Below are 22,708 nucleotides of genomic sequence, written 5' to 3'. Positions count from 1 at the left end.
AATGATGCTATACAACCGTGTATTTGTTTGGGCCATCGGCCTGCTCCTGACTTTCCCGGCCTTTGGCCAGCGAACTGTGGCCACGGCCCCCGCCACCAAACACGCCACCATCGATGTACGTGACTCTCTTGCGCAGACATTCCTTATCCAGGCTTTCGGCACCCTTCACCCCGGCATCATGACACTGCTGGCCGACAGTGGCGCCAGCAAGAACCAGCAGAAGACAGGACGATGGAATCAATATCATTGTCAACCGTGCAGTACATGCCCCGTCAGGCCGTTGCAGTATGACTCGCTTGTCAAATGGAACACGCATGATCCCGGCAGCGTGCTCTTGCTAAAAGAAACAGGTTTATACCTACAAGGTAAACGCGAAGGCGTTTGGCACCAATATCAATCCTACCGGGTAAGCCCACCGTTCGGTTGGTCGCTGGTGCAGGAGGTTACATACAAAAACGACAAACAAGACGGCTGGCAAATAACGTACGGCTATGTACCGCCCGACTCTGTGTTGGGACTTCTCACACCACGACAGTATATATCCGGCAAGCGATACCTCGAAAACGGCATCGCGCGTGGGCCGATGTTTGAGTTCAATGAATCCGGCGACACGGTTGTAGCAGGCCAGCTCGTCAACGGCCGCGAGCAAGGACTCTTTCACTATCGATACGACACGATGGCAACAGGCCGCTTCGACCGGGTGTATGACAATGGCCGGCAGCTGGAGACGATCTATTACCACCGGAATGGCAACGTAGCGTCTCGCGGGCTGCTGATCGATTACAATCCGCACGGCATCTTCCGGTCGTATAACGAAGCAGGCATCGTTGTGTTGGAACGGACATACGAGCTCGGCGTGCTCGAAGGCCCGTCTCATTACTTTTATGATGATGGCAAACGCATGATGACCGAGACTTTCGTCAAGGGACAATCCAACGGCAAGCGTATACGCTACCATCGCAACGGCCAAATCGCCGACGAGGTGCTGATCCGGGACGACAAGCCGTGGACAGCGCTATCCTGCTTCGACATGCAAGGCAAAGAGAAAAAGAAGGGGACGCTCAAAAACGGCACTGGTTCCTTGAAACTATATAACGATGCCGGGCAGCTGATCGCCATCGAATATTACCAGGACGGAGACCTGCTCGAAACCCAGCAACGTTAAGTGTGGCGATCACTCCGTCGCCGGCAGGAACGCCTTTTTGCGCAGCAACGCAGCACTGAGCAACGTCAACACCGCGCCCACGGGTAGGATTTCCATGATGGTCATGCCAAAACGTATGAACGGATTCTGATACGTAACCGCGAAGTCGTTCATTTCCCCGGCGTACTCTTCGAGTTCGGCCGCCGTGGCTCCCTGCTCGCGTTTCTCTTGCATGTAGTACCTCGTCATGTCATCCACAAAACCGGTTGCTACGGTGCGGTAACACACTTCCCACGCCAGGGCATACACGCAGGAAGCTACCAGGGTGATCAACGCTCCCACGACCAGGGCTTTTCCAAAGGTGATGACGCCGCCCAGGCATTGGTCACGGTACGATTTCACACCGAAGAAAATCAAGGACAACGCCACGACCATGGTCGTGTAGCCGACCAGTGTGCCCGAGTCGAAGTTCAGCACTCCCTTCAGGAGCAAAGGCGTAGAAATAAAAAGCATCCCGCCGGCAATGGCCCCGGCGATGGCGCCATAAATAAGTACGATCTTTTTCATAGATTTTATTTTCCGCGAAAACACGACACAAAGCCGGTTTTCTCCTTCACCCGAAAGGATGATCCTTCCTGAAAGTACGGAAATCACCCGAAAACGTGAGGCCGCCGCGACACTATGGGATCAGGCCCCTCATTTTGCCACGCTCGATCGCCTGGGTGCGGCGGCGGACGTCCAGCTTCACAAACAGGTTGGCCGCATGGGTCTTGACAGTATTCAGAGAAACGAACAACGCATCGGCGATCTCCTGGTTGGACAACCCGCGCGCCATGAGTTCAAGTACTTCAAGCTCCCGCTTGCTCAGTCCGCTTGCGTCAACCACTTTGTTGTCGCGTTGGAACATCGCCACGGCCCGCACTTCCACCGCTTTGCGCCGGTGCGTCAACCGGATTCCTGCCCAAACACCCAGGGTCGTGCACAACGCGGCGATCACCGCCAGGTAAAATTCCAGCGACAGCGAGCGTACAAACAACTGATACTCCAACAGCTTGAGCAGCAGAATAAGCGCAGCGGCGGCCAGGCTGTACCAAAGGATGGTTTTTTTCATTTCAGTAATTCCCGCAAAAGTTAACCATCCCCGACGGCATAAAAAAAGGTCGCCCCGATGTATCGGAGCGACCCTTGTCAAGAGCATACCAGCCGTCGGTTTACAGATCCTTGTTGGCTACCAGAATATCCACCAGCGCGCTTTCAGCATTGCCCATTGAGGCCACCTTTACGCTTTGCGCTTTTCCTTGCGCATTTACGTACAGCTTCGGAAAGCTATTGAGCGTAGCCGTGGCGATGGTAATGCTGTAAAACTTCTTGTCCCCTACGTGGAAAGGTTCTACCAGTTCTTTGGAGAAGGTATAGATCCATTCCTCGCTCATGGAGTTGGCCTTTTGTTCTTTTTTAATGGTGACCAGTTTGGTGCCGTCCTGGTATACGTTTGTTACACCCCCTTCGTATTTATAGCTTAGCGGCATGTTCAGATCGCGCTTGACCGGGTAAAGGGTCTTGATCACTTCTTTTTCTTTGGCCTGATATTCGTCGGCGTTTTTGATTTCTGCCTCACCACTGTACAGGGCGATATACTCGTCTACTACCGCTTCGTCAAGGGCGTTGCCTGCGATCAGGTCCTTTTTGAATTCGCTGTCGCGCCTGGAGGAGCTGAAGCTGCGGTTTTGTAAAATAAAGTCGACTACGTGGTTTTTGGAAATGAGCGATACGTTGGGCAGCAGCTTGATCATAGACTTGCCCGACGGCTTAAACACTACTTTGTAGCCGTGCATCAGCGAGAACTGCGGATTTTCCGAATTATAGTCCCATCCTTTGATCGAGATCAGCGTGTCGCCATTGAGCGACAGCACCGCGCAATCGGTTTTAGACATACCGACCTTGCCGGCGAACCTGGCGTATGGCGCTTTGTCTCTTACAATGACATCTTTTTTTACATCGATATCGTGATACTCTTTTGCTTCTTGTGCGAAGCCTTGTGCCGACGCCAGGGTCATGGCCGCGACGAAATACAATGTGTTCTTTTTCATGTTTGCCTTGGGCTTGATGGCCCTAAAAGTACCACTATGCTTACGGCCCACGGCAACCAGGCTGTGCGTAACATGACCGATGTAATATATCGCGTATTTTAGTATGACTGATATAGAAAATGCCGCTCCGATTTATACAATTACCGCTATAATACCCTAGTCTATTGCGTAACTTTTGCTGCTTCAATCATACTCGATAGAATCGCCGAAAGCTCTTCGTTTGTTTTACCCGTTGGATAACCGATGCTCTCAAAACGAACGATACCATTGCCATCGATTACCATTCTGGTGGGCAGGCCGGCCACGTGAAATGCCCGGTAAAAACGTTCTTGTTTTCCGTCCGCATCCAGTTCGTCCAATACCACCGTAAAGTCATACTGGTTCCTGGCTATATATTTTGATACGAGGTCGCGGCTGTTGGCCGATCGCTCGCGCGTGTTTACAAAGAGGAATCGAACATTCGCATCGTCTTTATAGTGCTTCATGGTTTCCACCACAAACGGCACTGTCTCGTGACAGGGGCCACACCAGGTAGCCCAGAAATCAAGGACAAGCACCTTGCCCCGGTAGTCGGTTAACGACACATCCTTCCCTGTCAGGTCTTTCATGATAAACACCGGTGCAGGATAATTTCGAATGCTATCCGAAGGAAGAAACCCGACGGCGGGTGTTTGAGACTGGGCCTGCGCCGCCAGGTGAATCAGGGTGGAGACCAAAAGCACGGCCACAATTTTTCTACGCATGATCATTGTTTGATTGAATTAAATCCCGGGTGCCTTACCCGATGTGTCCAATACCGGCGGTCCGACGGAAGGTTGCAAACAATTCGACGATTTTTGCAGATTCAACAGCTGCTAATAAATAAACTGGCTAACAACCAGTTAGCAACACACGTCCAAAATAGATCGGCATCCTTAACCTGCGCATTGTCAGCCGATCACATCGTATTTTTTGAAGTTTCGCGACCGGCGTAAAGTCATCGACAGGAGGCTTTGACATAACAATTTTGCGTGTATTTTAGCGACCCGATTTTTCCAGATGCTTAGCAAGCCTTGTTGCCACGGCGCTGGAAAAATCCTTACAGTTAAACAAAATCAATCTATGGCCAAGGAAATTGCAGCAAAAGAAAACCCAGTGGTAGACGCATTAAAAAAACTCAAAGAAGAGGAAGCAGAATTGGTTTCCAAACTGAAGCCTTTACAAGAGGCAATCGGTGCGCTGGAAAAGATCATCGACAAATCTGTTAAGAAGGTTAAACCTGCAAAAGATAACGGAGGCGATGCTTCGGCAGTCGAGGAAGTTGTAGCCGAATCGGTAGAAGAGGTACAATAGTCCACCCGTATCAAGGCATAAAAAAAGTTGCAGAGACTGTGTCCCTGCAACTTTTTTTTATGGCATATTTTCTTCTTTAAAAGTTGGTATCCGCTTTCTTCAGATCCAGCTCTTTAATCCAGATATTTCGATAGAGCACGTCATGTCCTTCTGCCTGAAGCTTCAAGCCTCCCGGCACGTCCGTTATTCCTTTGCCTCCGTCATTTCCTCCGTCGATCCCCGAGTTGGGTCCGCCCCACACCTGGGTAATGGCGTGATTGGTGTGGATCTTCTTGCCATTGAAGTAGATGGTCACCAGCGGTTGCTCGGTGCGCTTGCCGTTGACGAAACGGGCGGCGCGGAAAGTGATGTCATAGGCATTCCACTTACCGGTGCCGTTATACGCGCTGTAAGGGGCTGCCGCTTCGTTGATTACCGCAGCCAGGCCGTGGGTAGTGGAGTCGCCGTCGAGTACCTGGATCTCGTAGCGGTTTTGGAGATATACGCCGCTGTTGCCGCCGGGCTTCTCGATCAGGAACTCGATGTGCAGGCGGAAGTCGCGATATTCTTTCTTGGTCACAATATCCGCGGCGCCATATTTACCACCGGCGCTGGCAGGGTCGTTGGTGTTCACGACAGTGCCGTTGTCTACAGGATCTTTCACGATCTGCCATTTAATCGGCAGTGTGGCAGCGAGGCGGGGGCCTTTCCAATAGGTCCACTTGGCGTCGAGCATGGCGCGTGAACCGTCAAAAAGCACTTCGGCCTTTGCCGCAGGCTTGGTGCCTACACCTACCTGGGCGTTGGCCGCGGTAGCGGTCAGCACGATCAGAAATAACAGCGTAAAGATTCTGGTTGTTTTCATAACATACGTTTTAGATACGTTCAAGTAAACGAAAATGCACTCCATCTCCAATGCCTATTCCATAGTCGGCATTTGTATTTTTTCTCCATTATGCGCTACTTTCCACAGGGCTGATCTCAGGCTAACCCCAACCCTTATTACCATGAATGATGTATTCTCAGCATCCGTCACAATCCATGCTACTCCCGGGGTTGTTTGGGACGCGCTCACGCTTCCCTCACACATGGCGCAGTGGATGGGTGAGCCGGAAATGAAGATTCGTGTTGTCACGGATTGGCAAGTAGCGTCGCCGATCGCCATACGGGGCATTCATCATGTGCCGTTTGAGAACAACGGTGTTGTACTTCGGTATGAGCAGGAAAAACTACTACGCTATACACATCGTAGTTCGATATCGCAATTGGCAGATAGGCCGGAGAGTTATTCCGTCCTTACATTTTCGTTAGCGCCTGACAACGGCCGTACGCAGCTTTGGCTGGAGATCCGGAACTTCCCGACGGAGAGTATTCAGCAGCATTTGGAGTTTTATTGGCGAACTACGTTAACGATGCTGAAGGAGTGGATTGAAAAACGCTAGGCAACCACGCGGCGGTCGGTAAATACCAGGACCAGGGTAACAACGCCGATGGCAAAAAAGCTGATGACCAATGGGAACACGCCGTGTACCATGAAGTGACTGATGAGGGCGCCGAGGGAAGAGCCTACAAAGAAGAACAACGTACCATAGACGGAAGCCGCCATGCCGGCCATCTCCCCCATGGGCTCCAACGCCAACGCGCTGCTGTTGGGCTCTACGGCGAGGTTGATGGCCAACATAATCGCCAGAGCGATAAAGAATACCAGCATATCCGGCGGATCGCCCGCCACCACCGTGACGATCAACAGCAACGAACCGACGATGGTATAGACGACAAGCAGCCCCTTTACCGTGCGCCGGGCGCCATAGCGTGACGAGAGACGTGAGTTTGTAAAGGCACAAAGCGACATCAGTAATCCGATGCCTGCAAAGATCCAGGCAAACAACTCGGGCTTGCCGTAAATCTCTCCGATGATACGCTCCGAGCTGGCGACATACGAGCTGAGGGCCGCAAAGAGAATCGTGGTCGTGGCCATATACCGGAGGAAGACCCGGTTGCCAACCACCGCCCAGACGTTTTTACGAATCGTTGTCCACGCCAGTGGTGTACGACGCTCGGGGGGTAAAGACTCCTCTAGCCGGAATGACCACAGAAACACCACAACGGCAAACAACGGCGGCGTTAGAAAAACCATTTGCCACGACGCTACCGACATAATGGCTATTCCTAAAAACGGGGCAAAGATCGGCGTAAACAAAAAGATCGTTAAGATCAGCGACATGGTGTGCGCCATCCGGTCGCCGACAAAACGGTCGCGGACACCCGCAATGGTCGTCATGAAGACTGCCGATGCTCCCATACCCGCCACAAACCGCGCCATGTACATCAGCGCCAGCGTTGGCGCGAAGGCCGCTGCCAGGCCGCCGGCGATGTACAGCGGGAAGCCAATGCGCAGAATGGCCAGTCGGCCAAAACGGTCTGACAGTACGCCAAATATAATCTGGGCAACCTGGCCCATAAAAAAGAAGACAATAATCTGTGCCGTGGCCGTGGATTCCGGCGCGAGGCCGAAATGTTCGCGCAGCTCGCCAAACGCCGGTAACATAATATCAATTCCCAGGGCTGTCAACATCATGGTACTGGCCGACAATGCAATAAACTCCGCCGTCTTCATATGACATCAAAGCTAACAACTGCCCGGGATTTTGCAGGTGCCGTTTTATTTGTACTTTGTTAACGTTATATACCTATGCGTACTTTTTTCCTGACGACGTGTCTCCTATTCTGCCACCTGACCATAGTGGCCCAGCAGACAGACGACCGTTTTATCAGCTACGTCACCACACCCGGCGCTGTTGCATTATACTGGAAAGATGACAAGGGCCTGCCCCTCCGGAGCCTGCAGAACCTCAAGCAATATATCGAGAAGAAGGGAAAAAAGTTGGCTTTCGGCATGAACGCCGGCATGTACCGGCCGGACAGCTCGCCGCAGGGCCTGTTCATCGACAACGGCACCATCCGACAACCGCTGGACACCCTTTCCGGCGGCGGCAACTTCTACATGAAACCCAACGGCGTGTTCTACACGACGACAGGCCACCACGCGGGTGTACGGACAACACCGCGCTTCACGCCACACGATACCATTACCTTCGCCACGCAGTCAGGACCTATGCTGCTGATTGACGGCGCTATACATCCGGCCTTTAAGAAAGGCTCCGCGAACCTGAACATCCGAAACGGCGTAGGAATACTTCCTGACGGAAAGGTACTGTTCGCGATGTCGAAAGAACCCGTTAACTTCTATGACTTCGCGCAGTTCTTTCTCAGCAAAGGCTGCAGCAATGCCTTGTACCTGGACGGCTTTGTGTCACGCACCTATCTCCCCGCGCAGGACTGGAAACAACTGGATGGCAACTTCGGGGTAATGATCGGTGTAGCCGAATAGGCTTACCGCTCAACATATTGGGCAAGGCTCGCCAGCGACGATTGGATGCCTTGCCGGTGATCGTCAGCCTTAATGCCCACCGGCACATTCTCACAGACTACATTGACGTTCGTGCCGTGTCGCTCCCGCACCAGTGTGGTAATCACTTTCATTTCGCCGGCAAAGGCAGGATCATCCGATTCAAACTCCACTACCTCGACAATCCGCTGATGTGGAATCAGTTCCGCAAAATGCCCATGGAAGACATCAGCATGCGCAGAGGTCTTGCCCACCACATCCTGTTCTGATTCATCATAGCCAAACGACATGCGAAAGGTTCCTCCCGGCCGCGGATCAAATTCATAGATTTCGCAGTGCATGCCCTTGGGCGGACGCCAGGCTGCAATCGCCTTCGCATCCAGGTATGCTGCATAGATCACCTCGGGTGTTGCGTGAATGACGCGGGCAGCAGAATCGGTTCGTTTAGAAGTTGTTGTATTCATGACACAGGATTAATATGAAAAATTTGGGGCAATAATAATGCCTGCTGTCACGGCTGAATCAAGCGCATAAAAAAAGGAGAGATCGGCTCTCTCCTTTTTTTGCAGCACAGACTATATTAAAATAATTGTCCGAGCCGGAAGGCATAGTTGATGTTGATCGAATAATCGGCAAAGGCCGCATCACCCTGGACCGACACCTTTTCAGACTCATTGGTAATCACAGAATTTTGCAGGTTCTGCCGGGCAATGTCGGCGGCGCTCTTAATGCGGTTCTTGATAAAGTTATAGGGTACAAACAAGGCGATGCTGTGTTTACCCGTGCGATACGAAACGCCCGACTCGACCGCTACCACATAGCCCGGACGGCGGTATGCTACCTGGCCACCGAACGCATCGTAGGCCGGAATACCTTCCCAGCGACCCGCCAGCGACAGGGTAACATTTCTCGTCTTGCCGACAGCGGCCATAAAGCCTGCGCGGGCAAAATACTGATCGGGTGAAGCGTATTCGTTATAGCCAGTGAGTGTGCCCAATGTATTACCGTTCGCATCTTTCACCACCGTCGGGGCCGACTTAAATGTACCATTTGTTTCGCGCGGGTTGAATAGATAGTATCCATTCGCAAAGCCGTAAATTCTTCCGTACAGCTGGCGGAATCCCTGTAGCTCGACGGAAATACCCACGCCGCCGTCACCGGGCTGTATGGCCTGATCCATGACTACACGCTGCGTGGTACCATCTGCCTGTGGCGCGTCATCCTTTACCGAGTGGCTGCCGGTGTTCAGCTTCACCCCAAGTCCTATGGACAGGTTTCCTTTGTCGGCGTGCGCGGGATCGAGCACCCAATAGCTGGCGCTCAGCCGGATGTCACCCAGACCTTTTGCGTATACACTATACCGCGAAGTATCACCCGCAGTTGTTCTCAATACCTGGGAGCGTTCGTTATGCACATAGGGAATCGCCAGGTTTAATTGGATACGGTCGGAAAGACCGTACGATACATTGATATCGACTGCGTGCGAGTAAATATTGACAGCGTTGCCGCGCTCTTTGCCGTTGGCATCATGTCCCCCACCCGTGGTCTGACGTTCCTTTTGCTCCTCGGTGCCGACAAAGTGGCGCCACGAATGAAAGTAACGATAATTCAGCCCAACCTGAAATTCATTCTTGGGCAGCGTATACCCATTCGACGATAGTGGATTAAGTCCCCCCATCTGGCGAACAGCCACACAGCCTTGCGCCCGGGCATCCATACAAGCAAGCGAAACCAATACGATCAATACTAAAATGTAAAATTTGTTGTTCATAGAAAAAAGCTTTTAACGTGAATGAATAAAATAGCCAGCAGGATTCATGCAGGTCATAGCGACCTACGCGCGGGCTGGAATAAAACAGATCACGATAGCTTTTCCGGCGGGGGAGAAATGACCGGGTAATCGGCTTCCTGTAACATCAGGCAAACCCGGCATGGTGGATGTGTTGTAGATAGACTCGCCAGGGTATCAGAAATGACGAGCCCGGTAGTGGGTTGATAGTCTTTAAAGAATTTAGCGATGACTTGCAGGGCTCGTCCACTGGGCAGGTTGTTGACGATCTTCGAATAGTCGGTCATTGCCAGAACGAGCTCGCTTTGCCGGACGTTCCGCACACACACCAATTGCACCAGGTCCCCGTCCACCTTTTGCCTCACAACCGTATACTGCTCACCCTGGTATTCAAAGGACGTGGGTGACGACGGTTTATATTCGCCCGCGTGCACGGGATACGGAAGAGAAAAGGATAATGACAGGATCAGTTCGTCGTCGGCTGTGTAATGACCGGCATTCGCCCGCTGGGTCAGCACTTTTTCTGCCTGATAAAAGGACACCAGAAAAACGCCGTAGTATCCCCCTGCATGAAACAGGAATATTAGCAAGAAGAATATCGCTAATGATCTTTTCAGGGTCAAGGTTGGTTAAGGCAAATACTAGTTACAGAGAATTATCCAAAAAAACAACGGGCACACGGCTAACGGCTGTTTGCAGCTCCTCGGGCTTATTTACATACAAAACAACATTTTTCATTACGCGCCCCGTCTGAAACCGGGGAGATCATTTATTTTGCCCTCCAACGGACCCTCTACTCATCATGAGACAAAAATTCATCTACCAGGACCACAAGTCACACAAGTTCTGGGACATCGAGATTATCGGTAACTCGTTCACGATCTATTTTGGAAAGGCCGGCACACAGGGGCAAACCCAAACGAAGGAACACGCCTCGGAAGCGGAATGTAAAAAGGCCGCCGGGAAGCTTATTGCCGAGAAGACCAAAAAAGGATATGTTGCCGTGACGGAAGACCCTGCGTCCGCGGAAGCCGTTGCTGCCCCCGCGCCTGTTTCAACGGTGGCGACACAACCGGGCAGCTTCCCACCGCGCCATTTATACCACGACCTGCTGGCCCTTGCCGATCACCTGAAGCAAAACCCTCCGGAGGGGGCTGAAGTCGAAGTTGTTCCCGTTGTCGCCGAGAACATCGATGCCATGGAAGCTGCGGCCGGTTTTGAAATGCCCGAAGTCTTTGGCATGTACTGGCTTCGAAACGGTACGCTATTTTTTATGAAGGATGGTTTTATCTGCACGGTCAACGCGTACAATGCCCAGGGTACCAATGCCAATACACTCTACGGCCTCCTGTCATTTTACCAGGGATTCCACCGGCGTGAATTTCCGCTGATCGAAGAAGAGCGAGCCATGCTGACGCAATGCTTCTGGTTATTGGGCATGATCATCGACGACGATGAAATGCGGCTTTTCGTGGGAGATCCGAACACCGTCGTACACACGGTTCATTTTAAGCAAACGCTGCGCGACATCAGTATCGACGCTTTCGAGCAAGCTATCGCGCCGTTGCTGTCGCTGAAAGTTGCCCTCAGCCGGTTTATCAAACCTGTTGATTATACGATGCTTGACAATGCCGCGGCAGAGAACGAGGAAGATAACGACGTGGAAGAAGAAAAGGAAGATAACCCGGAAGCGTCAGACATAGCGGAAAAAGCAGAGACACAAGCCTTCCTTGACAAGTATAATATTCGCGCTGTGTCGTATGAAGAAGTGCGGGAGGCGATGGGCGTAGACGAGTTTTTTGAATACTGGAATGCCGATTCTGAAAACAGCCTGGCAGATGACTACGAAAGCGAGCACGACTACTTTGAATACTACGATTCCATCTATTATTGTGACGGCGATCTAAACGTCGACGGCGACCTGAAGATCCCGAACGCGCGTATTGACCTGCTCGTGGTGCGCGGTAACATGACAGTGCATGGCAAAGCATCCTCGGCATACTACGTCGCCGGCAATGCCACGGTTGACTATCTCGAACTGGCATACTTTCAGAAAACAGTGGGTACGGAGACAGTTCGCTATGTGGCTTCTGTCTGGGCAGAAGATGATGAAGTTACGCACACCTTGCCGTTCCGACACATCAACGCACCCTACTTTTTCGCATGGTTCTATGACCCTGCGTGCTTTGAGTATTCACCGCAAACCGTCATCGTGGCATTGTATAACTATGACAAGGTGTTTTCGTACAAAACCAGCAATGCCTATTTACCCTGGCATAACTATGCATATGCGCTTCGCCCCGAGCTTTGCTACAGGGTGGAAGAGTCGCATTACGATGCATTGAACATCAACGTCCGAACGATCTACGAAACACTCAAAGCAGATCAGCCGATTTTCCGCGAAGGTGTGAGCCCCGAGGGTATCATCCTGACGCTTGCGGGGACGCAGCTGGCGAAGGAAGACGACAACGCCGGTGCATATCTGTTGTATCAGGAGGCTATCGCAAAATCACCCGGCTACTACCTGCCCTATTACCTGGCGGGCAAATGCCTGGTGAGCGGAAAGGCCTATGGCCAGGCGATGGTGCTATTTGCAAAAGGCATCCCCCTGACACCGGATAGACTTGCCTATGAAATTGATTGCCTCGAGCAAGGCGCGCTCTGCGCGGTTCGTATGGGTGAATATGATCAGGCAATCGCATGGGGCAAAACTGCTGTAGAAAAGTATCCGAAGGCGAGCTTCACGCTGCGTGTCATTGGCGAAGCGCTGATCTTTCAACAGAAACTGGGCGAGGCTAAGGACTACCTGGAGCAATCGCTGGAGATCGAAGAGATGTTTAGCAACAACTGGCTGCTGGGATTGATCTATCACCTGCAGGGCGACAAAAAGAAAGCGGAGTCATACTACAAAGCTGCCGTTAATAAGAACAGCAAAGCACTACCGTATGAGAAACACACTACACTGGAGTACATATACGGTGATAACGTTACGATCGATTGGGATACGAATCGACCGGCCGTAAAAGTAAAAGATCAGACATACTGGGATCAATACCTGGCCAATGCCCTCCAGCAATATGGCCCGCAGTGGCTGCATGGCAAGGTTCCGGATGTTCCCGCACAGTATCGATCCAAAGAGATGCTCCTGTCACTCCTGGAACACCAAACGAAAGGAGAATATGATGTCAAAGGCGAAATCCTTGCCTTCTTTGATCCAGCGTTGTACACACGCGAGATTATCCTGCTGGCGATCCAACGCCAGGCCCCTTGCCCGTACGATATGATTCCGGTGTCGTTCCTGACGCCCGAGGTCTATCGGGCACACCCGCGTGGCATCGATCTGTCGTTTATCCCGGCGGAGCAATTGACGTACGACCTCTGCTTCCTGGCGGTGACGCAAAGCCAGTATAACTATAAGCATGTGCCGACCAACTTTCAGAATGAACGCATGAACATTGCGCTTATTGCCGGCGGCGGTCTGCAAGAGTATCCCGTCAAACAATTGCCCTCCCGGTATTACACGCCCTCGTATATCAAACAGGCACTTGACCTGGGCATTGATAGTATCAAGAGGATTCCGGTTAAATTAATAGACCAGGAGATTTATGCCTATGCGACCGAAAAGTATGGGCAGGATCCGGCCTGGCCGTTCATTGTGGAGCAATACGACCGCCAGCGCTGGCGGTGGGGCTCGACATCCCTGATACAATCCATGGGCGAATTGGTGCGGAAACATGGTATCGGCATTTTCGATCATGTCGATGTCGACCGGATCAACAAACACAGCTACGGCTACTATAAAAAACACCTCGGGCATCTGCCGGAGTTTGATGAGAAGGCGAAAGCCTACGGCTGGCACGAGCGCCGCAACGAAAAAGATGAATATGTTGCCGAGCCCGAGTTCGATTACAACACCTTCAGCAAGGTGTGGCCCTGTTTCTGGGATGAAGAGTTTATGATCAAGGCGCTCACCGCGGGTGAACGAAATGAGAGCGAGCGAATTTACAATGTCATGCCCCAACACCTGACACCGAAGATTTGTGAAGTTGCTGTAAAAAGAAATTCCTACGATTTTCAATTCGTGCCCAAACAGTGGATCACGCCGACGATGTGTGAAGAGGCGTGCTCGAAAGACTACGGCAGCGCGCTGGAGTATGTACCCGTGGCGATGCGTACGCAGAAAGTATGCGAGCTGGCCCTCGGCCGGGATACGGAGAATATAAAATTTGTGCCGCTGGCGCTTCGTACGCCGATGCTTTGTGCAGGCGTATTGTTGGGCCATACGCACCTGAGCAAATATATCCCGCATGAACACTACGCGCCGGTTTTTGAAATACTCTCGAGCAAATTCAAAAACAGATTTGATGCCGAATACCTGCAATTGAACTGGGGATTGGGCCTGATCTTCCAAAAAGATCATGCGGGCGCCCGCAAGAAATTAGCGGCCGTCGAGTCCTCTAAGAAAGCCGATAGGATCCAGGTGCACCATGCATTGTATTACACCGGTTGGAGTTACTTCCTGGAAGATGATACGAAAACGGCGCAAGAATACTGGCGCAAAGCGCAAGACATGGCCAGGCAGGAAAAGATCGACGACGAGCAATGGTTGACCTTTCCCTATGCGGAGTTCCAGCTGCCGGAAGTGACCGGAGTCTACGACTTCGGCAAGGACGAATTCGACCAACGCATGCGCGAGGTAACGGTGCTGGTACAAAACAAAGACTATACCCAGGCGCTTGACGAGCTCACGCAGGCGGAACAACAACTTAAAGACTCGCAGCATAGCGAAATGCGGTTGTGGGCGTATGTCTGGGATCATCAACGGTATGCCCTGTATGAGGCCGGTAAAAAAGAAGAATCGTTTGCTGTTTGCCGTCACATCATTGCCGAGATCGGTAAGATCACACTGTGGGATTACCTCGAAGAGTTCAACCCGATTCGTGGAGCGCTGCGCAGCGCGCACAACAGCCTGGCGTATCATTGTTACGAAACGGCTATCGACTTGAGTGGTATCAAGGAAGGACTCAACCACATTAAAATAACGATGAAGACGGTCGCTCCCATCGAAGATAAGAACGTGCTGAATCCTTACTACGAAACGCATGCACGGCTTTTACACAAAGCCATGAGTTTCGACCAGTCGTATCAAAAGGACTTTGAAAAAGTGATGACCAGGATCACGAAATCTAAATTGAAGGATGCTGACGTGTTGAGTGAGGAATTCATCGAAAAATTCTTAACAAAGTAGACAGACGTCTGTCTATAAAAAAGCCCAACGTCACCGTTGGGCTTTTTTGTTTTATACGGCCGTTAGTTGTTAATCTTCACCCGTTGGGTTTCCATCCCCCCCGGCGTCCTCAATTTCACTACATAATATCCCTGCAACGCATGAACGTCCACCGTAGCCTCATGCGCCCCCGCCTCTTGAATGCCGAGATCAACCGCACGGGCCTTCTGCCCCAGTACATTGATCAGCTCCACCGACACGGCACCTTTACGAGCAAGTTTATACTGCACATGCAAAGTAGACTTCGCCGGGTTCGGATATACCACAAGCGATGACGATTCCTCGTCTTGCGCCTCATCCGCTATCGCACGCTCCGGTGCACCCGTCCGGGCAGCAGGCGCCCCTCCTACTACATACGGCGCACCCGCGCTTCCCGACGCCGGCACATAGCCAACCGTTGTCCAGCTGGCGTTTATAGAACCCACGGCGACCCGTATCGTTGTCGCCAGTGTACCCAGCGACGCCCGCGGGACAGAGGCTTCCAAAACCGTCGTATTCTTCACGGCAGTAACCGTGCCCACGGAGCTCCACGTCCAGCCGGTGCCCGTGCCGGTGTATTGATACAGCGTTCCGTTTTCAACCATAAAGTTAAACCCGGTGGACGACCAGCTGCTGCCGGTATATTCATTGGTTCCCGAGGTATTGTTGTCGGTATCGATGAAGACCTGGTAGTTTGCACCGATCGAAGTACCCTGCGCCAGGATGTAGACATTGTTTGCGCTATTAGCCACTTTCAGGCTTGTCAGTCCTCCGGTGCCACCGGTGGCAATAGTGGGAACTGAGCTCCACTCACTGGCACTGCCGTCTACCACAATCGTTGTGGTTCCCCCACCGGCAGTAGTGGTGGCGCTGGCCTGGCTGGAGTTCGGCGAAGTGCCTGCGGCGTTCGTTGCCTTCACGATATAATAGTACGTGGTGCTTGCCGAAAGTCCGGTATTGCTATACGTCGTGGCGGTTAGCCCGCTGGTCACCTGTGTGTACGGCCCGCCGTTCACAGTCGCCCGGTGTACACTGTAGCTCGTTGCGCCAGCCGACGCGGTCCACGACAAATTGATCTGCGAAGCCGAAGCCGCACTGGCTGTCAGATTGGTCGGGGCTGCCGGAGCGCTCGACGTGGCACTCACCGTCAGCGTTGCGTTCAACTTGTTAAAGCCGGTCGCAGACTCCCATGTGCCGGTGTTGGCAAACTGGACGCTGTACTCCGGTCGGGTCGCAACGGCCCCGTTATTGCTCATATCGCTGAGGTGTAACAACAGCTCATACGTGCCCGCGGGAACACTTGCCGGTAGCGTCAGCGTCTTGTTTAACGCAACGCTCTGGCCTGACAACCAGAAGCGGGTATCGGCGTCGGTCCCCGTTATATCAACCTTGTACACGGTCGAGGTACTCGTGTTACGAAGCACAAGCTTGAGCGTTCTCGCATTGAAGGGCGCCGCAAACCCGACGTTCTTTGCATTCAACGCAAAGCTGATCGTACCGCCAACCGTGGCAGATGTCGAATAGGTACCATTGAGCATCACAAACCGGTATCCAAATCGGCGCTTGATCTCTGCCATGCAGCCGCCATCCTGCCAGTCGCTGTTCACTTCATTGTTATAATCAGAATTCAGATACGAGTAATTAAGCAAGTCCAGGTCCGTGACCGCCTGCCCGCTGCAATCGTTTTGCGGGCTGAATGCATCGCTGCACGTCTCTCCGCCAACGGCGCCGTACTTGCTGTCGTTGGCGGCATAGGCTTTCAGAATGGTCGTCTGATCGGATGCAGACGTGGCCGACGTGCCATAGTCCCAATAGGTACCTTGATCATCCGTCGCGGAGAGGAAGCAATCGTTGTGAAACCCGATCCGGGAAATGTTGGTACCGTTATACGCCTGCGCTGCCGTGATCGCGGCAGACGTCACCGGTGCATTGATACCGTATATAAATTTCTGTTTCATCTGCGGATACCGCACCTGCACCGTTCTGTTCGCCGGAACAGCATCGAGCAAAGCCGTTATCACATCCAGCCGGTCCTGCCAGTTTTGATCGGTCAGCTTACCTTGTACCGAAGCGTCGCCAAAGTAGTCAGTATAATACTGCTCACCCCACACGCCGATAAAGCCACTCTGCACAGCGAGGATGACATCGCTATTGTTTTGAAAATACGGCTTCAACTGGGCGATATGTCCCAGCACCACAGACTTTGGCGCATCGCCGTATGGCGGACAAATCCAGCTTCCGCAGGCCCCCGACGGCGCCGTGACAGTATACGAGAACCGGATCATCAAACGCACCCCCGCCGTCCTGGCGGCATCAAAGTCGGCCTGCACACCGCTCAGGAACGAAGCCGACAACGCCGAGGACTTGAAGATGTCCAATACATAGTGCCGGAAGATGATCGTGGGACTTACAGTATAATTTCCTTGCCAGGGAGTAAAAGGGTTGTTCCGCAGGGCGGCCAGCTGCGTGGCCGTCAGCGGTGTGAATGAACTGGCCACGCCGTTAATGGGCGTGTAAAAACCACGGTCGGGATTTTGGATCTCGGCCGTAGACTCGGTGTACGTAACGCTTTGCGCAAAACCGGCACTGACCAGGAGCAGCGCCATAAAAACGACAGTAAAACACTTTCTCATAAGCTTATCGATATTAAAGTGGGTAAAAGAAGGCTTTAATAAATATAAGCGTTATTTTATATCTTCATTTACTTTCTTTTTATTCTAAATAGTGAAATAGTAAATATTAGAAAGTTAAATAAGATAGAATTTGTAAGAATTGGCCTTTCGGAGGCTTTTAGGCGGTTTAGCCCATCGTTAACCGGATTTATTGGGTTTAGGAGGTAATCTGAGGCTTTAAGACCGGCAGCTGGCGCAGACTGGTGTGGAGCGATGGTCGACAGGGCTACCCTTGAAATGTATAAGCACTTCAGGAATAGATATAAGTGGCCCGGCCGCCATGTGCAGACCTTTGATCCATCAAAACATAAAAAAGCATGGAATCAACAACAAAAATCGCCCTTGTAACCGGCGGCAGCCGCGGCCTGGGCAAAGACACAGCGCTACGCCTGGCCGAACGCGGCAACGACGTAATCATTACCTACAACAGTCAGAAAGACGAGGCCCAGGCCGTGGTAGAAGCCATCCTACAAACCGGCCGCCGCGCCGCCGCCCTACATCTCAACGTGGGCAACACCCAAAGCTTCGATGCCTTCACAACCACCTTGCAAGTCACCCTCCTGAAGACCTTTCAGCGCGAGCGCTTCGACTACCTGGTGAATAATGCGGGGCACGGCGTCACCGTACCCTCCATGGCCGACACGACGGAAGAACAGTTTGACGAGTTGGTACGTGTGCACCTGAAAGCACCGCTATTCCTGACGACAAAAGTACTTCCCCTCCTGAACGATGGCGGTGCCATTGTAAACATCTCGACAGGGCTTACACGGTTCACCCACCCGGGTAGCGGCGCATACGCCAGTGTCAAGGCAGGCGTGGAAACGCTCACGAAATATATGGCCAAGGAATTCGGGCCACGTTTTATCCGCGCCAACGTAGTGGCCCCGGGCGCCATCGCCACAGACTTCAACGGCGGCAGGCTGCGCAGCAGCACACAGGTACAGGATATGATCAAAGCCATTACCGCGCTTCCGCGCTTCGGTCAGGCGGACGATATCGGCAGCGTCGTGGCATTCCTCTGTTCAGACGATGCGAAGTGGATCAGCGGACAACGCATCGAAGTTTCGGGCGGCATGTATCTGTAAGAAATCTGTATCTTTATTAAATCAACGCCCATGACCGGCTCCTTTGTTGACATAGCAACCATCAGCGACCTGCACCGCCTGTACAGTATCCCGGCACCCAAACATCCGCTGGTGTCGTTCATTTCGTTGGATGAAATAACCCGCGACAACTTCAGCGAAGACGAAACTGCGTACCGGCTCGGGTTCTACTCGATATACCTCAAACAGGTCAAAGGCTCGATGAAATACGGCCGCTCACAATACGACTTCGACGAGGGCACGCTGGTGTTTACCGCCCCCGGCCAGGCGATCCATACGCAACGTAAGATCGCTTACAACGAAGGCTGGGGGCTGTTCTTTCATCCTGACTTGCTTTACCGCACGGCGCTGGCCAGGAAGATACAGGGTTATTCTTATTTCCATTACGACACACACGAAGCGCTGCATGTATCCGACACGGAGAAAAAGATCCTACGCGAATGCGGTGCAAATATCCGACGCGAGTACGAACAGAACATCGATAAGCATACACAAGACCTGATCGTGAGCAACATTGAATTGCTCCTGAATTATTGCACACGCTTCTACGACCGGCAGTTCCTGATTCGTGCAAAAGCCAATCACGACATTGTCCAGCAATTTGAAGCGGCGCTGCTCGACTATTTCTCCAAAGACACGTTGATTGACGAGGGGCTCCCGGATGTAAAGTATTTTGCCACGCAGCTGAACCTATCCCCCAACTACCTGTCAGACCTGCTGAACAAATATACCGGCAAGACCACACAGGAACATATTCACCTACAGCTGGTAGAAAAAGCAAAATCGATGCTTTGGGGGACGCCGAAATCGATTAGTGAAATTGCCTACGACCTGGGGTTCGAGCATCCCTCCATTTCACCAAGATGTTTAAAAACAAGGTGGGCGTGGCGCCGAAGGAATTCCGGTTGCAGGCGTAATAGCTTCGGCATGGCAACCGTTATACTACGTGCCCGCAGCGCGACAACCTTTCTATATTTCTTTCGCAAGAACGCTATGTAAAAACAAGGGTTTTCCTATTTTTAAACCCGAGTTTATTTTATGACGACTGTTAAAGAGACATCCCGGCTGGAATCTTTCAGCGATGGGGTATTTGGATTCGCCATCACCCTGCTTGTTCTGGATATTCACGTACCAACTGTTTCCGAAGGGCAAGACTTATTGGATCTCCTGATGGCCGACTGGGCCACATACCTCTCCTTTCTGATCGGCTTTTTCACGATCTTGATATGCTGGATCAATCACCACTACATGTTCGACCATATCTATAAAAACAACAGCAAGCTTTTATTGCTGAACGGCTTCAAGCTGCTGGTAGTGACATTTACTCCCTTCGCCACCGCCCTGTTATCGAAATATATCAATACTCCTCAGCAAAGTACGGCTGTAGGCGTTTACGCATTCAACTTCGCCCTGATGGGCACGGCCATGTTCTTTATTTGGCTATATGCCGTCCGCATGGATTTAATGAAACACGAGTCCGAGGCCCTGCTAAAATTGATCACCCGCTATTACTTCCTGGCAACGGCCATGTCGCTTACTATTTTTATACTTTCGTTTGTCAATATTTGGATCTGCCTGGGGTTCTCGGGTATCATGTTCGCAACGTTCCTTTTCCCGGAACAGATGATGGTATATGCTATGCGCCGACAAGCATCGAAGTAGCTCAAGCATCAACAAACATCTTAATCGACAATCTAATATGGGACTTGATAGCGTAGAACTTATAATTCATGTCGAGCGACATTTTGATATCGCGATTTCCGCCAACGAGGCGGCCAGGATTACAACCGTGCAAGATCTTGCCGACTGTGTTTATGCCAACGTGACCGCGAGCTCCCAGCGCCTTTTCGATAAAGGCGATGTCGAAAAAACAATACTAAAAATTGTTAGCGACTCTTCGGGAATTCCTGCGACCGAAATCAAACTGGAACACGAAATTTGCTACGATTTGGGAATAGACTAGGCATTCACATTCGGCACACCGTTGGTCGACGCCGATCCAATGTATCCTCATACGCTCCTACTATAGTCAATTCTATACGAGTGTGCGAATTGTTGCGCCCTTTCAGGGCTGTCCGTTTCGACTGAACTGTCTACCCACAGGCCTTCAGCCTGGGCTATTCTGTCTCGCCCCTTCAGGGCTGAAACAATGCACTTCCGAATGTATAACCAACCTAAAAATAATAGATTAGAATAGATCGACCCCAGCTCAGAGTCCTAACAGACAACACAACGATTCACAAGCCCCGAAGCGGGCGCGATAGAATAGCCCAGGCTGTAGCGACAGCGTAGGCCTGGGGAAACAATGCGTCCAAAATAGTAGCCCTGAAAGGGCGCAACAGCTCGCACGCACGCTAAACGAGGTGCGAACAATCTCATCACCAATTCAAACGCTCGATTTTACGTACGAGCTCACTAATTTGATCGGTGTGTGATTGTTTGAGCTCTGCCGGGTTCAGAGTGCCTCCGAGGATAATCATTTCCTTATGCTCAAACCGTTTACCGAATCGATCGTCGAGCATGACGGTTTCCATGCTCTGCGCGATCCCCATCTCTTTCAAAACATCGTTCGGATAACCGGCGGTACAAAGCGCAACGCCATATTTTACAATCTTCATCCCGGGGAGCCGGCCTGATTGTTTATAGGCAAATCCAACAGTATAAACCCGATCAAACCAGCCCTTTAATTTAGCTGGACAATCGCTCCACCAAACGGGATACAGGAAAATTATGCAGTCCGCGCGTTGAATCTTTTTATGCTCTTCCAAAACGTCGTGCGCAACCGGTAAATCAACTTTAGCGAAGGCCTCCCGGTCGTACTCTTGTTCCGTCATGTCGCTCTTGAAATTCATCGCGTACAAATCCGAGACCTCGACCGACCATGCCTTTTGCAGCAAAGCCTTTTTTAACTGTTCCAGGATCTGATAGGTATACGAATTTTGACTGGGGTGACTATATACAATGACGATGTTCATGCCCGGGATCTATGCATTTTCTCGATCACACTTTCGACAAACCGCTGCCGGATATCTTCACCGAACTCAAAATACAAGTCGGGCTCGATCAGCTCAAGCTCCATCAAGTGGAACTTGCCTTGAATCATCACCCCATCTACCCGGGCGTATAGCAGCTCACTCTCCAATGTGGCAATCTGTTGCGCCAGCCGCAAAAGCTCGGGTGTGGGGTCAACCCGTTGATACAGCCCACCATATTGCCGCTGCACCCGGAAGTCGCCCTCTTTGGGCTTCTTTAACACTGCATGTGAGAAGGCGCCGTTAAAGAATATCATCGACAGCTCGCCTTCCGTCGCGATCTCCGGAAGATAGGGCTGGATAAGCCAATCTCCGTGAGAAACGACTTCGTCATAGGCCTCGGAAGTTAGGGTATTGGTCGTATAGGTCTGAGTAAGAAAAGACCCCGCCGAGATCGCCGGCTTGATGACCACCTGGTCCCAGACCTGTGCCAGGAGCGTCTCCCATTTTACGGGAGCGGTGGCCGAAGAAAATAACGTCGGAATAATGGTAATGCCTTTTTCCTGGAATCGCTTCAGGTAGAACTTATGCATGTTGTCTTTCACAACCTGCACGGGATTAAACATGGGCACACCGGTCTTTTCCACGGCATCCAACCAGTCGCGAAAGGCATCGGCTTCTTTGTAATAATCCCAGGTGTTCCGAATGACCAATGCTGAGAAATCCTCCCAGCGAACATCCGAAGCTTTCCAGATGACCGGAACGGCCGTGATGTTCTGCTCTGCAAAAAGTGGTATTAACGCCTGGTCCGCCGGATTGAGCTCCGGCAGCCGTTCACAAGTAAGTAGTCCGATGGTTGGTTTCATTATCCCCTCTTTATTCACCTCCAAAAATCTATTATTTACTCGAATTTCGGCATTATCTTAGTGAAAAGTCTTTCTAAAAACTTACC

Annotated in this window: 21 protein-coding genes; 9 read left to right on the top strand and 12 right to left on the bottom strand. The window is 51.7% G+C overall.

What is annotated here, in order from left to right:
* Nucleotide 1: 1 nt before the first annotated feature.
* Entirely contained in the window at nucleotides 2-1,165 is a 1,164-nt protein-coding gene (locus K7P01_RS21410; RefSeq protein ID WP_267296627.1) for a toxin-antitoxin system YwqK family antitoxin, read from the top strand.
* 9 nt (nucleotides 1,166-1,174) lie between these two features.
* On the opposite strand, the gene K7P01_RS21405 is transcribed toward K7P01_RS21410, so the two are convergent.
* The 4 genes from K7P01_RS21405 to K7P01_RS21390 all read right to left on the bottom strand — a co-directional run bounded on the left by K7P01_RS21405 (nucleotide 1,175) and on the right by K7P01_RS21390 (nucleotide 3,977).
* On the bottom strand, nucleotides 1,175-1,711 hold the full coding sequence (locus K7P01_RS21405; RefSeq protein ID WP_267296626.1) for a DUF4199 domain-containing protein: 537 nt from the start codon (nucleotides 1,709-1,711) through the stop codon (nucleotides 1,175-1,177).
* 112 nt (nucleotides 1,712-1,823) lie between these two features.
* Nucleotides 1,824-2,255 carry a response regulator transcription factor gene (locus K7P01_RS21400; protein ID WP_267296625.1) on the bottom strand — a complete coding sequence of 144 codons (432 nt, stop codon included), beginning with the start codon at nucleotides 2,253-2,255 and terminating at the stop codon, nucleotides 1,824-1,826.
* Between the two features lie 100 nt (nucleotides 2,256-2,355).
* Nucleotides 2,356-3,234 (bottom strand): hypothetical protein, encoded by an 879-nt coding sequence (locus K7P01_RS21395; RefSeq protein WP_267296624.1) that lies wholly within the window; start codon nucleotides 3,232-3,234, stop codon nucleotides 2,356-2,358.
* A gap of 161 nt (nucleotides 3,235-3,395) precedes the next feature.
* The gene (locus K7P01_RS21390; protein ID WP_267296623.1) at nucleotides 3,396-3,977 is read right to left on the bottom strand and encodes a TlpA family protein disulfide reductase; all 582 of its coding nucleotides are present in this window, start codon (nucleotides 3,975-3,977) and stop codon (nucleotides 3,396-3,398) included.
* Nucleotides 3,978-4,335: 358 nt separating this feature from the next.
* On the opposite strand from K7P01_RS21390, the gene K7P01_RS21385 reads away from it, so the two are divergent.
* Nucleotides 4,336-4,566: a hypothetical protein gene (locus K7P01_RS21385; RefSeq protein ID WP_267296622.1), complete on the top strand. Its 231-nt coding sequence runs from the start codon at nucleotides 4,336-4,338 to the stop codon at nucleotides 4,564-4,566.
* A gap of 76 nt (nucleotides 4,567-4,642) precedes the next feature.
* On the opposite strand, the gene K7P01_RS21380 is transcribed toward K7P01_RS21385, so the two are convergent.
* Nucleotides 4,643-5,410, bottom strand: coding sequence for a 3-keto-disaccharide hydrolase (locus K7P01_RS21380; RefSeq protein WP_267296621.1), 768 nt, complete (start codon nucleotides 5,408-5,410; stop codon nucleotides 4,643-4,645).
* A gap of 142 nt (nucleotides 5,411-5,552) precedes the next feature.
* On the opposite strand from K7P01_RS21380, the gene K7P01_RS21375 reads away from it, so the two are divergent.
* Nucleotides 5,553-5,987 (top strand): SRPBCC family protein, encoded by a 435-nt coding sequence (locus K7P01_RS21375; RefSeq protein WP_267296620.1) that lies wholly within the window; start codon nucleotides 5,553-5,555, stop codon nucleotides 5,985-5,987.
* On the opposite strand, the gene K7P01_RS21370 is transcribed toward K7P01_RS21375, so the two are convergent.
* Nucleotides 5,984-7,162 (bottom strand): MFS transporter, encoded by a 1,179-nt coding sequence (locus K7P01_RS21370; RefSeq protein WP_267296619.1) that lies wholly within the window; start codon nucleotides 7,160-7,162, stop codon nucleotides 5,984-5,986. The genes K7P01_RS21375 and K7P01_RS21370 overlap by 4 nt on opposite strands.
* A 75-nt stretch (nucleotides 7,163-7,237) precedes the next feature.
* Between K7P01_RS21370 and K7P01_RS21365 the strand changes: the two genes are divergently transcribed.
* Nucleotides 7,238-7,936, top strand: coding sequence for a phosphodiester glycosidase family protein (locus K7P01_RS21365; RefSeq protein WP_267296618.1), 699 nt, complete (start codon nucleotides 7,238-7,240; stop codon nucleotides 7,934-7,936).
* Nucleotides 7,937-7,938: 2 nt separating this feature from the next.
* Here the strand turns inward: K7P01_RS21365 and K7P01_RS21360 are convergent, their stop codons facing one another.
* The 3 genes from K7P01_RS21360 to K7P01_RS21350 form a co-directional block, all read right to left on the bottom strand.
* Nucleotides 7,939-8,418 carry an SRPBCC family protein gene (locus K7P01_RS21360; protein WP_267296617.1) on the bottom strand — a complete coding sequence of 160 codons (480 nt, stop codon included), beginning with the start codon at nucleotides 8,416-8,418 and terminating at the stop codon, nucleotides 7,939-7,941.
* Between the two features lie 116 nt (nucleotides 8,419-8,534).
* Nucleotides 8,535-9,725, bottom strand: a complete 1,191-nt coding sequence (locus K7P01_RS21355) for a hypothetical protein (protein ID WP_267296616.1) — start codon at nucleotides 9,723-9,725, stop codon at nucleotides 8,535-8,537.
* A gap of 89 nt (nucleotides 9,726-9,814) precedes the next feature.
* Nucleotides 9,815-10,366 carry a hypothetical protein gene (locus tag K7P01_RS21350; protein ID WP_267296615.1) on the bottom strand — a complete coding sequence of 184 codons (552 nt, stop codon included), beginning with the start codon at nucleotides 10,364-10,366 and terminating at the stop codon, nucleotides 9,815-9,817.
* 179 nt (nucleotides 10,367-10,545) lie between these two features.
* Here K7P01_RS21350 and K7P01_RS21345 point away from each other — a divergent pair, with 179 nt between their 5' ends.
* On the top strand, nucleotides 10,546-14,991 hold the full coding sequence (locus K7P01_RS21345; RefSeq protein WP_267296614.1) for a WGR domain-containing protein: 4,446 nt from the start codon (nucleotides 10,546-10,548) through the stop codon (nucleotides 14,989-14,991).
* 62 nt (nucleotides 14,992-15,053) lie between these two features.
* On the opposite strand, the gene K7P01_RS21340 is transcribed toward K7P01_RS21345, so the two are convergent.
* Nucleotides 15,054-17,642: a DUF4832 domain-containing protein gene (locus K7P01_RS21340; protein WP_267296613.1), complete on the bottom strand. Its 2,589-nt coding sequence runs from the start codon at nucleotides 17,640-17,642 to the stop codon at nucleotides 15,054-15,056.
* 356 nt (nucleotides 17,643-17,998) lie between these two features.
* On the opposite strand from K7P01_RS21340, the gene K7P01_RS21335 reads away from it, so the two are divergent.
* Genes K7P01_RS21335 through K7P01_RS21320 form a run of 4 tightly spaced genes read left to right on the top strand, consistent with a single transcriptional unit; the run spans nucleotide 17,999 to nucleotide 20,747 of the window.
* On the top strand, nucleotides 17,999-18,766 hold the full coding sequence (locus tag K7P01_RS21335) for an SDR family NAD(P)-dependent oxidoreductase (protein ID WP_267296612.1): 768 nt from the start codon (nucleotides 17,999-18,001) through the stop codon (nucleotides 18,764-18,766).
* A 30-nt stretch (nucleotides 18,767-18,796) separates the two neighbouring features.
* Complete coding sequence (locus K7P01_RS21330) at nucleotides 18,797-19,783, top strand: helix-turn-helix domain-containing protein (protein ID WP_267296611.1); 987 nt, start codon at nucleotides 18,797-18,799, stop codon at nucleotides 19,781-19,783.
* Between the two features lie 39 nt (nucleotides 19,784-19,822).
* Nucleotides 19,823-20,446, top strand: a complete 624-nt coding sequence (locus K7P01_RS21325; protein ID WP_267296610.1) for a TMEM175 family protein — start codon at nucleotides 19,823-19,825, stop codon at nucleotides 20,444-20,446.
* A gap of 37 nt (nucleotides 20,447-20,483) precedes the next feature.
* The gene (locus K7P01_RS21320) at nucleotides 20,484-20,747 is read left to right on the top strand and encodes an acyl carrier protein (protein ID WP_267296609.1); all 264 of its coding nucleotides are present in this window, start codon (nucleotides 20,484-20,486) and stop codon (nucleotides 20,745-20,747) included.
* A gap of 415 nt (nucleotides 20,748-21,162) precedes the next feature.
* Here the strand turns inward: K7P01_RS21320 and K7P01_RS21315 are convergent, their stop codons facing one another.
* Both K7P01_RS21315 and K7P01_RS21310 read right to left on the bottom strand, forming a co-directional pair.
* Nucleotides 21,163-21,759, bottom strand: a complete 597-nt coding sequence (locus tag K7P01_RS21315) for an NAD(P)H-dependent oxidoreductase (protein ID WP_267296608.1) — start codon at nucleotides 21,757-21,759, stop codon at nucleotides 21,163-21,165.
* Nucleotides 21,756-22,622, bottom strand: a complete 867-nt coding sequence (locus K7P01_RS21310; protein ID WP_267296607.1) for an ATP-grasp domain-containing protein — start codon at nucleotides 22,620-22,622, stop codon at nucleotides 21,756-21,758. Before K7P01_RS21310 ends, K7P01_RS21315 begins: the two co-directional genes overlap by 4 nt.
* Nucleotides 22,623-22,708 lie beyond the last annotated feature (86 nt).

The sequence above is a fragment of the Parachryseolinea silvisoli genome (assembly GCF_021190955.1).
In the GTDB taxonomy this organism is placed as follows: domain Bacteria; phylum Bacteroidota; class Bacteroidia; order Cytophagales; family Cyclobacteriaceae; genus Ohtaekwangia; species Ohtaekwangia silvisoli.
Note: the sequence above shows the minus strand (reverse complement) of the source record. Positions and strands in the feature narration are given on the sequence as shown.

Excerpts from the sequence above, each read along its gene's own strand:
- K7P01_RS21410 (WP_267296627.1), top strand. The coding sequence starts at position 2 with ATGATGCTATACAACCGTGTATTTGTTTGGGCCATCGGCCTGCTCCTG.
- K7P01_RS21405 (WP_267296626.1), bottom strand. The coding sequence starts at position 1,711 with ATGAAAAAGATCGTACTTATTTATGGCGCCATCGCCGGGGCCATTGCC.
- K7P01_RS21400 (WP_267296625.1), bottom strand. The coding sequence starts at position 2,255 with ATGAAAAAAACCATCCTTTGGTACAGCCTGGCCGCCGCTGCGCTTATT.
- K7P01_RS21395 (WP_267296624.1), bottom strand. The coding sequence starts at position 3,234 with ATGAAAAAGAACACATTGTATTTCGTCGCGGCCATGACCCTGGCGTCG.
- K7P01_RS21390 (WP_267296623.1), bottom strand. The coding sequence starts at position 3,977 with ATGCGTAGAAAAATTGTGGCCGTGCTTTTGGTCTCCACCCTGATTCAC.
- K7P01_RS21385 (WP_267296622.1), top strand. The coding sequence starts at position 4,336 with ATGGCCAAGGAAATTGCAGCAAAAGAAAACCCAGTGGTAGACGCATTA.
- K7P01_RS21380 (WP_267296621.1), bottom strand. The coding sequence starts at position 5,410 with ATGAAAACAACCAGAATCTTTACGCTGTTATTTCTGATCGTGCTGACC.
- K7P01_RS21375 (WP_267296620.1), top strand. The coding sequence starts at position 5,553 with ATGAATGATGTATTCTCAGCATCCGTCACAATCCATGCTACTCCCGGG.
- K7P01_RS21370 (WP_267296619.1), bottom strand. The coding sequence starts at position 7,162 with ATGAAGACGGCGGAGTTTATTGCATTGTCGGCCAGTACCATGATGTTG.
- K7P01_RS21365 (WP_267296618.1), top strand. The coding sequence starts at position 7,238 with ATGCGTACTTTTTTCCTGACGACGTGTCTCCTATTCTGCCACCTGACC.
- K7P01_RS21360 (WP_267296617.1), bottom strand. The coding sequence starts at position 8,418 with ATGAATACAACAACTTCTAAACGAACCGATTCTGCTGCCCGCGTCATT.
- K7P01_RS21355 (WP_267296616.1), bottom strand. The coding sequence starts at position 9,725 with ATGAACAACAAATTTTACATTTTAGTATTGATCGTATTGGTTTCGCTT.
- K7P01_RS21345 (WP_267296614.1), top strand. The coding sequence starts at position 10,546 with ATGAGACAAAAATTCATCTACCAGGACCACAAGTCACACAAGTTCTGG.
- K7P01_RS21340 (WP_267296613.1), bottom strand. The coding sequence starts at position 17,642 with ATGAGAAAGTGTTTTACTGTCGTTTTTATGGCGCTGCTCCTGGTCAGT.
- K7P01_RS21335 (WP_267296612.1), top strand. The coding sequence starts at position 17,999 with ATGGAATCAACAACAAAAATCGCCCTTGTAACCGGCGGCAGCCGCGGC.
- K7P01_RS21330 (WP_267296611.1), top strand. The coding sequence starts at position 18,797 with ATGACCGGCTCCTTTGTTGACATAGCAACCATCAGCGACCTGCACCGC.
- K7P01_RS21325 (WP_267296610.1), top strand. The coding sequence starts at position 19,823 with ATGACGACTGTTAAAGAGACATCCCGGCTGGAATCTTTCAGCGATGGG.
- K7P01_RS21320 (WP_267296609.1), top strand. The coding sequence starts at position 20,484 with ATGGGACTTGATAGCGTAGAACTTATAATTCATGTCGAGCGACATTTT.
- K7P01_RS21315 (WP_267296608.1), bottom strand. The coding sequence starts at position 21,759 with ATGAACATCGTCATTGTATATAGTCACCCCAGTCAAAATTCGTATACC.
- K7P01_RS21310 (WP_267296607.1), bottom strand. The coding sequence starts at position 22,622 with ATGAAACCAACCATCGGACTACTTACTTGTGAACGGCTGCCGGAGCTC.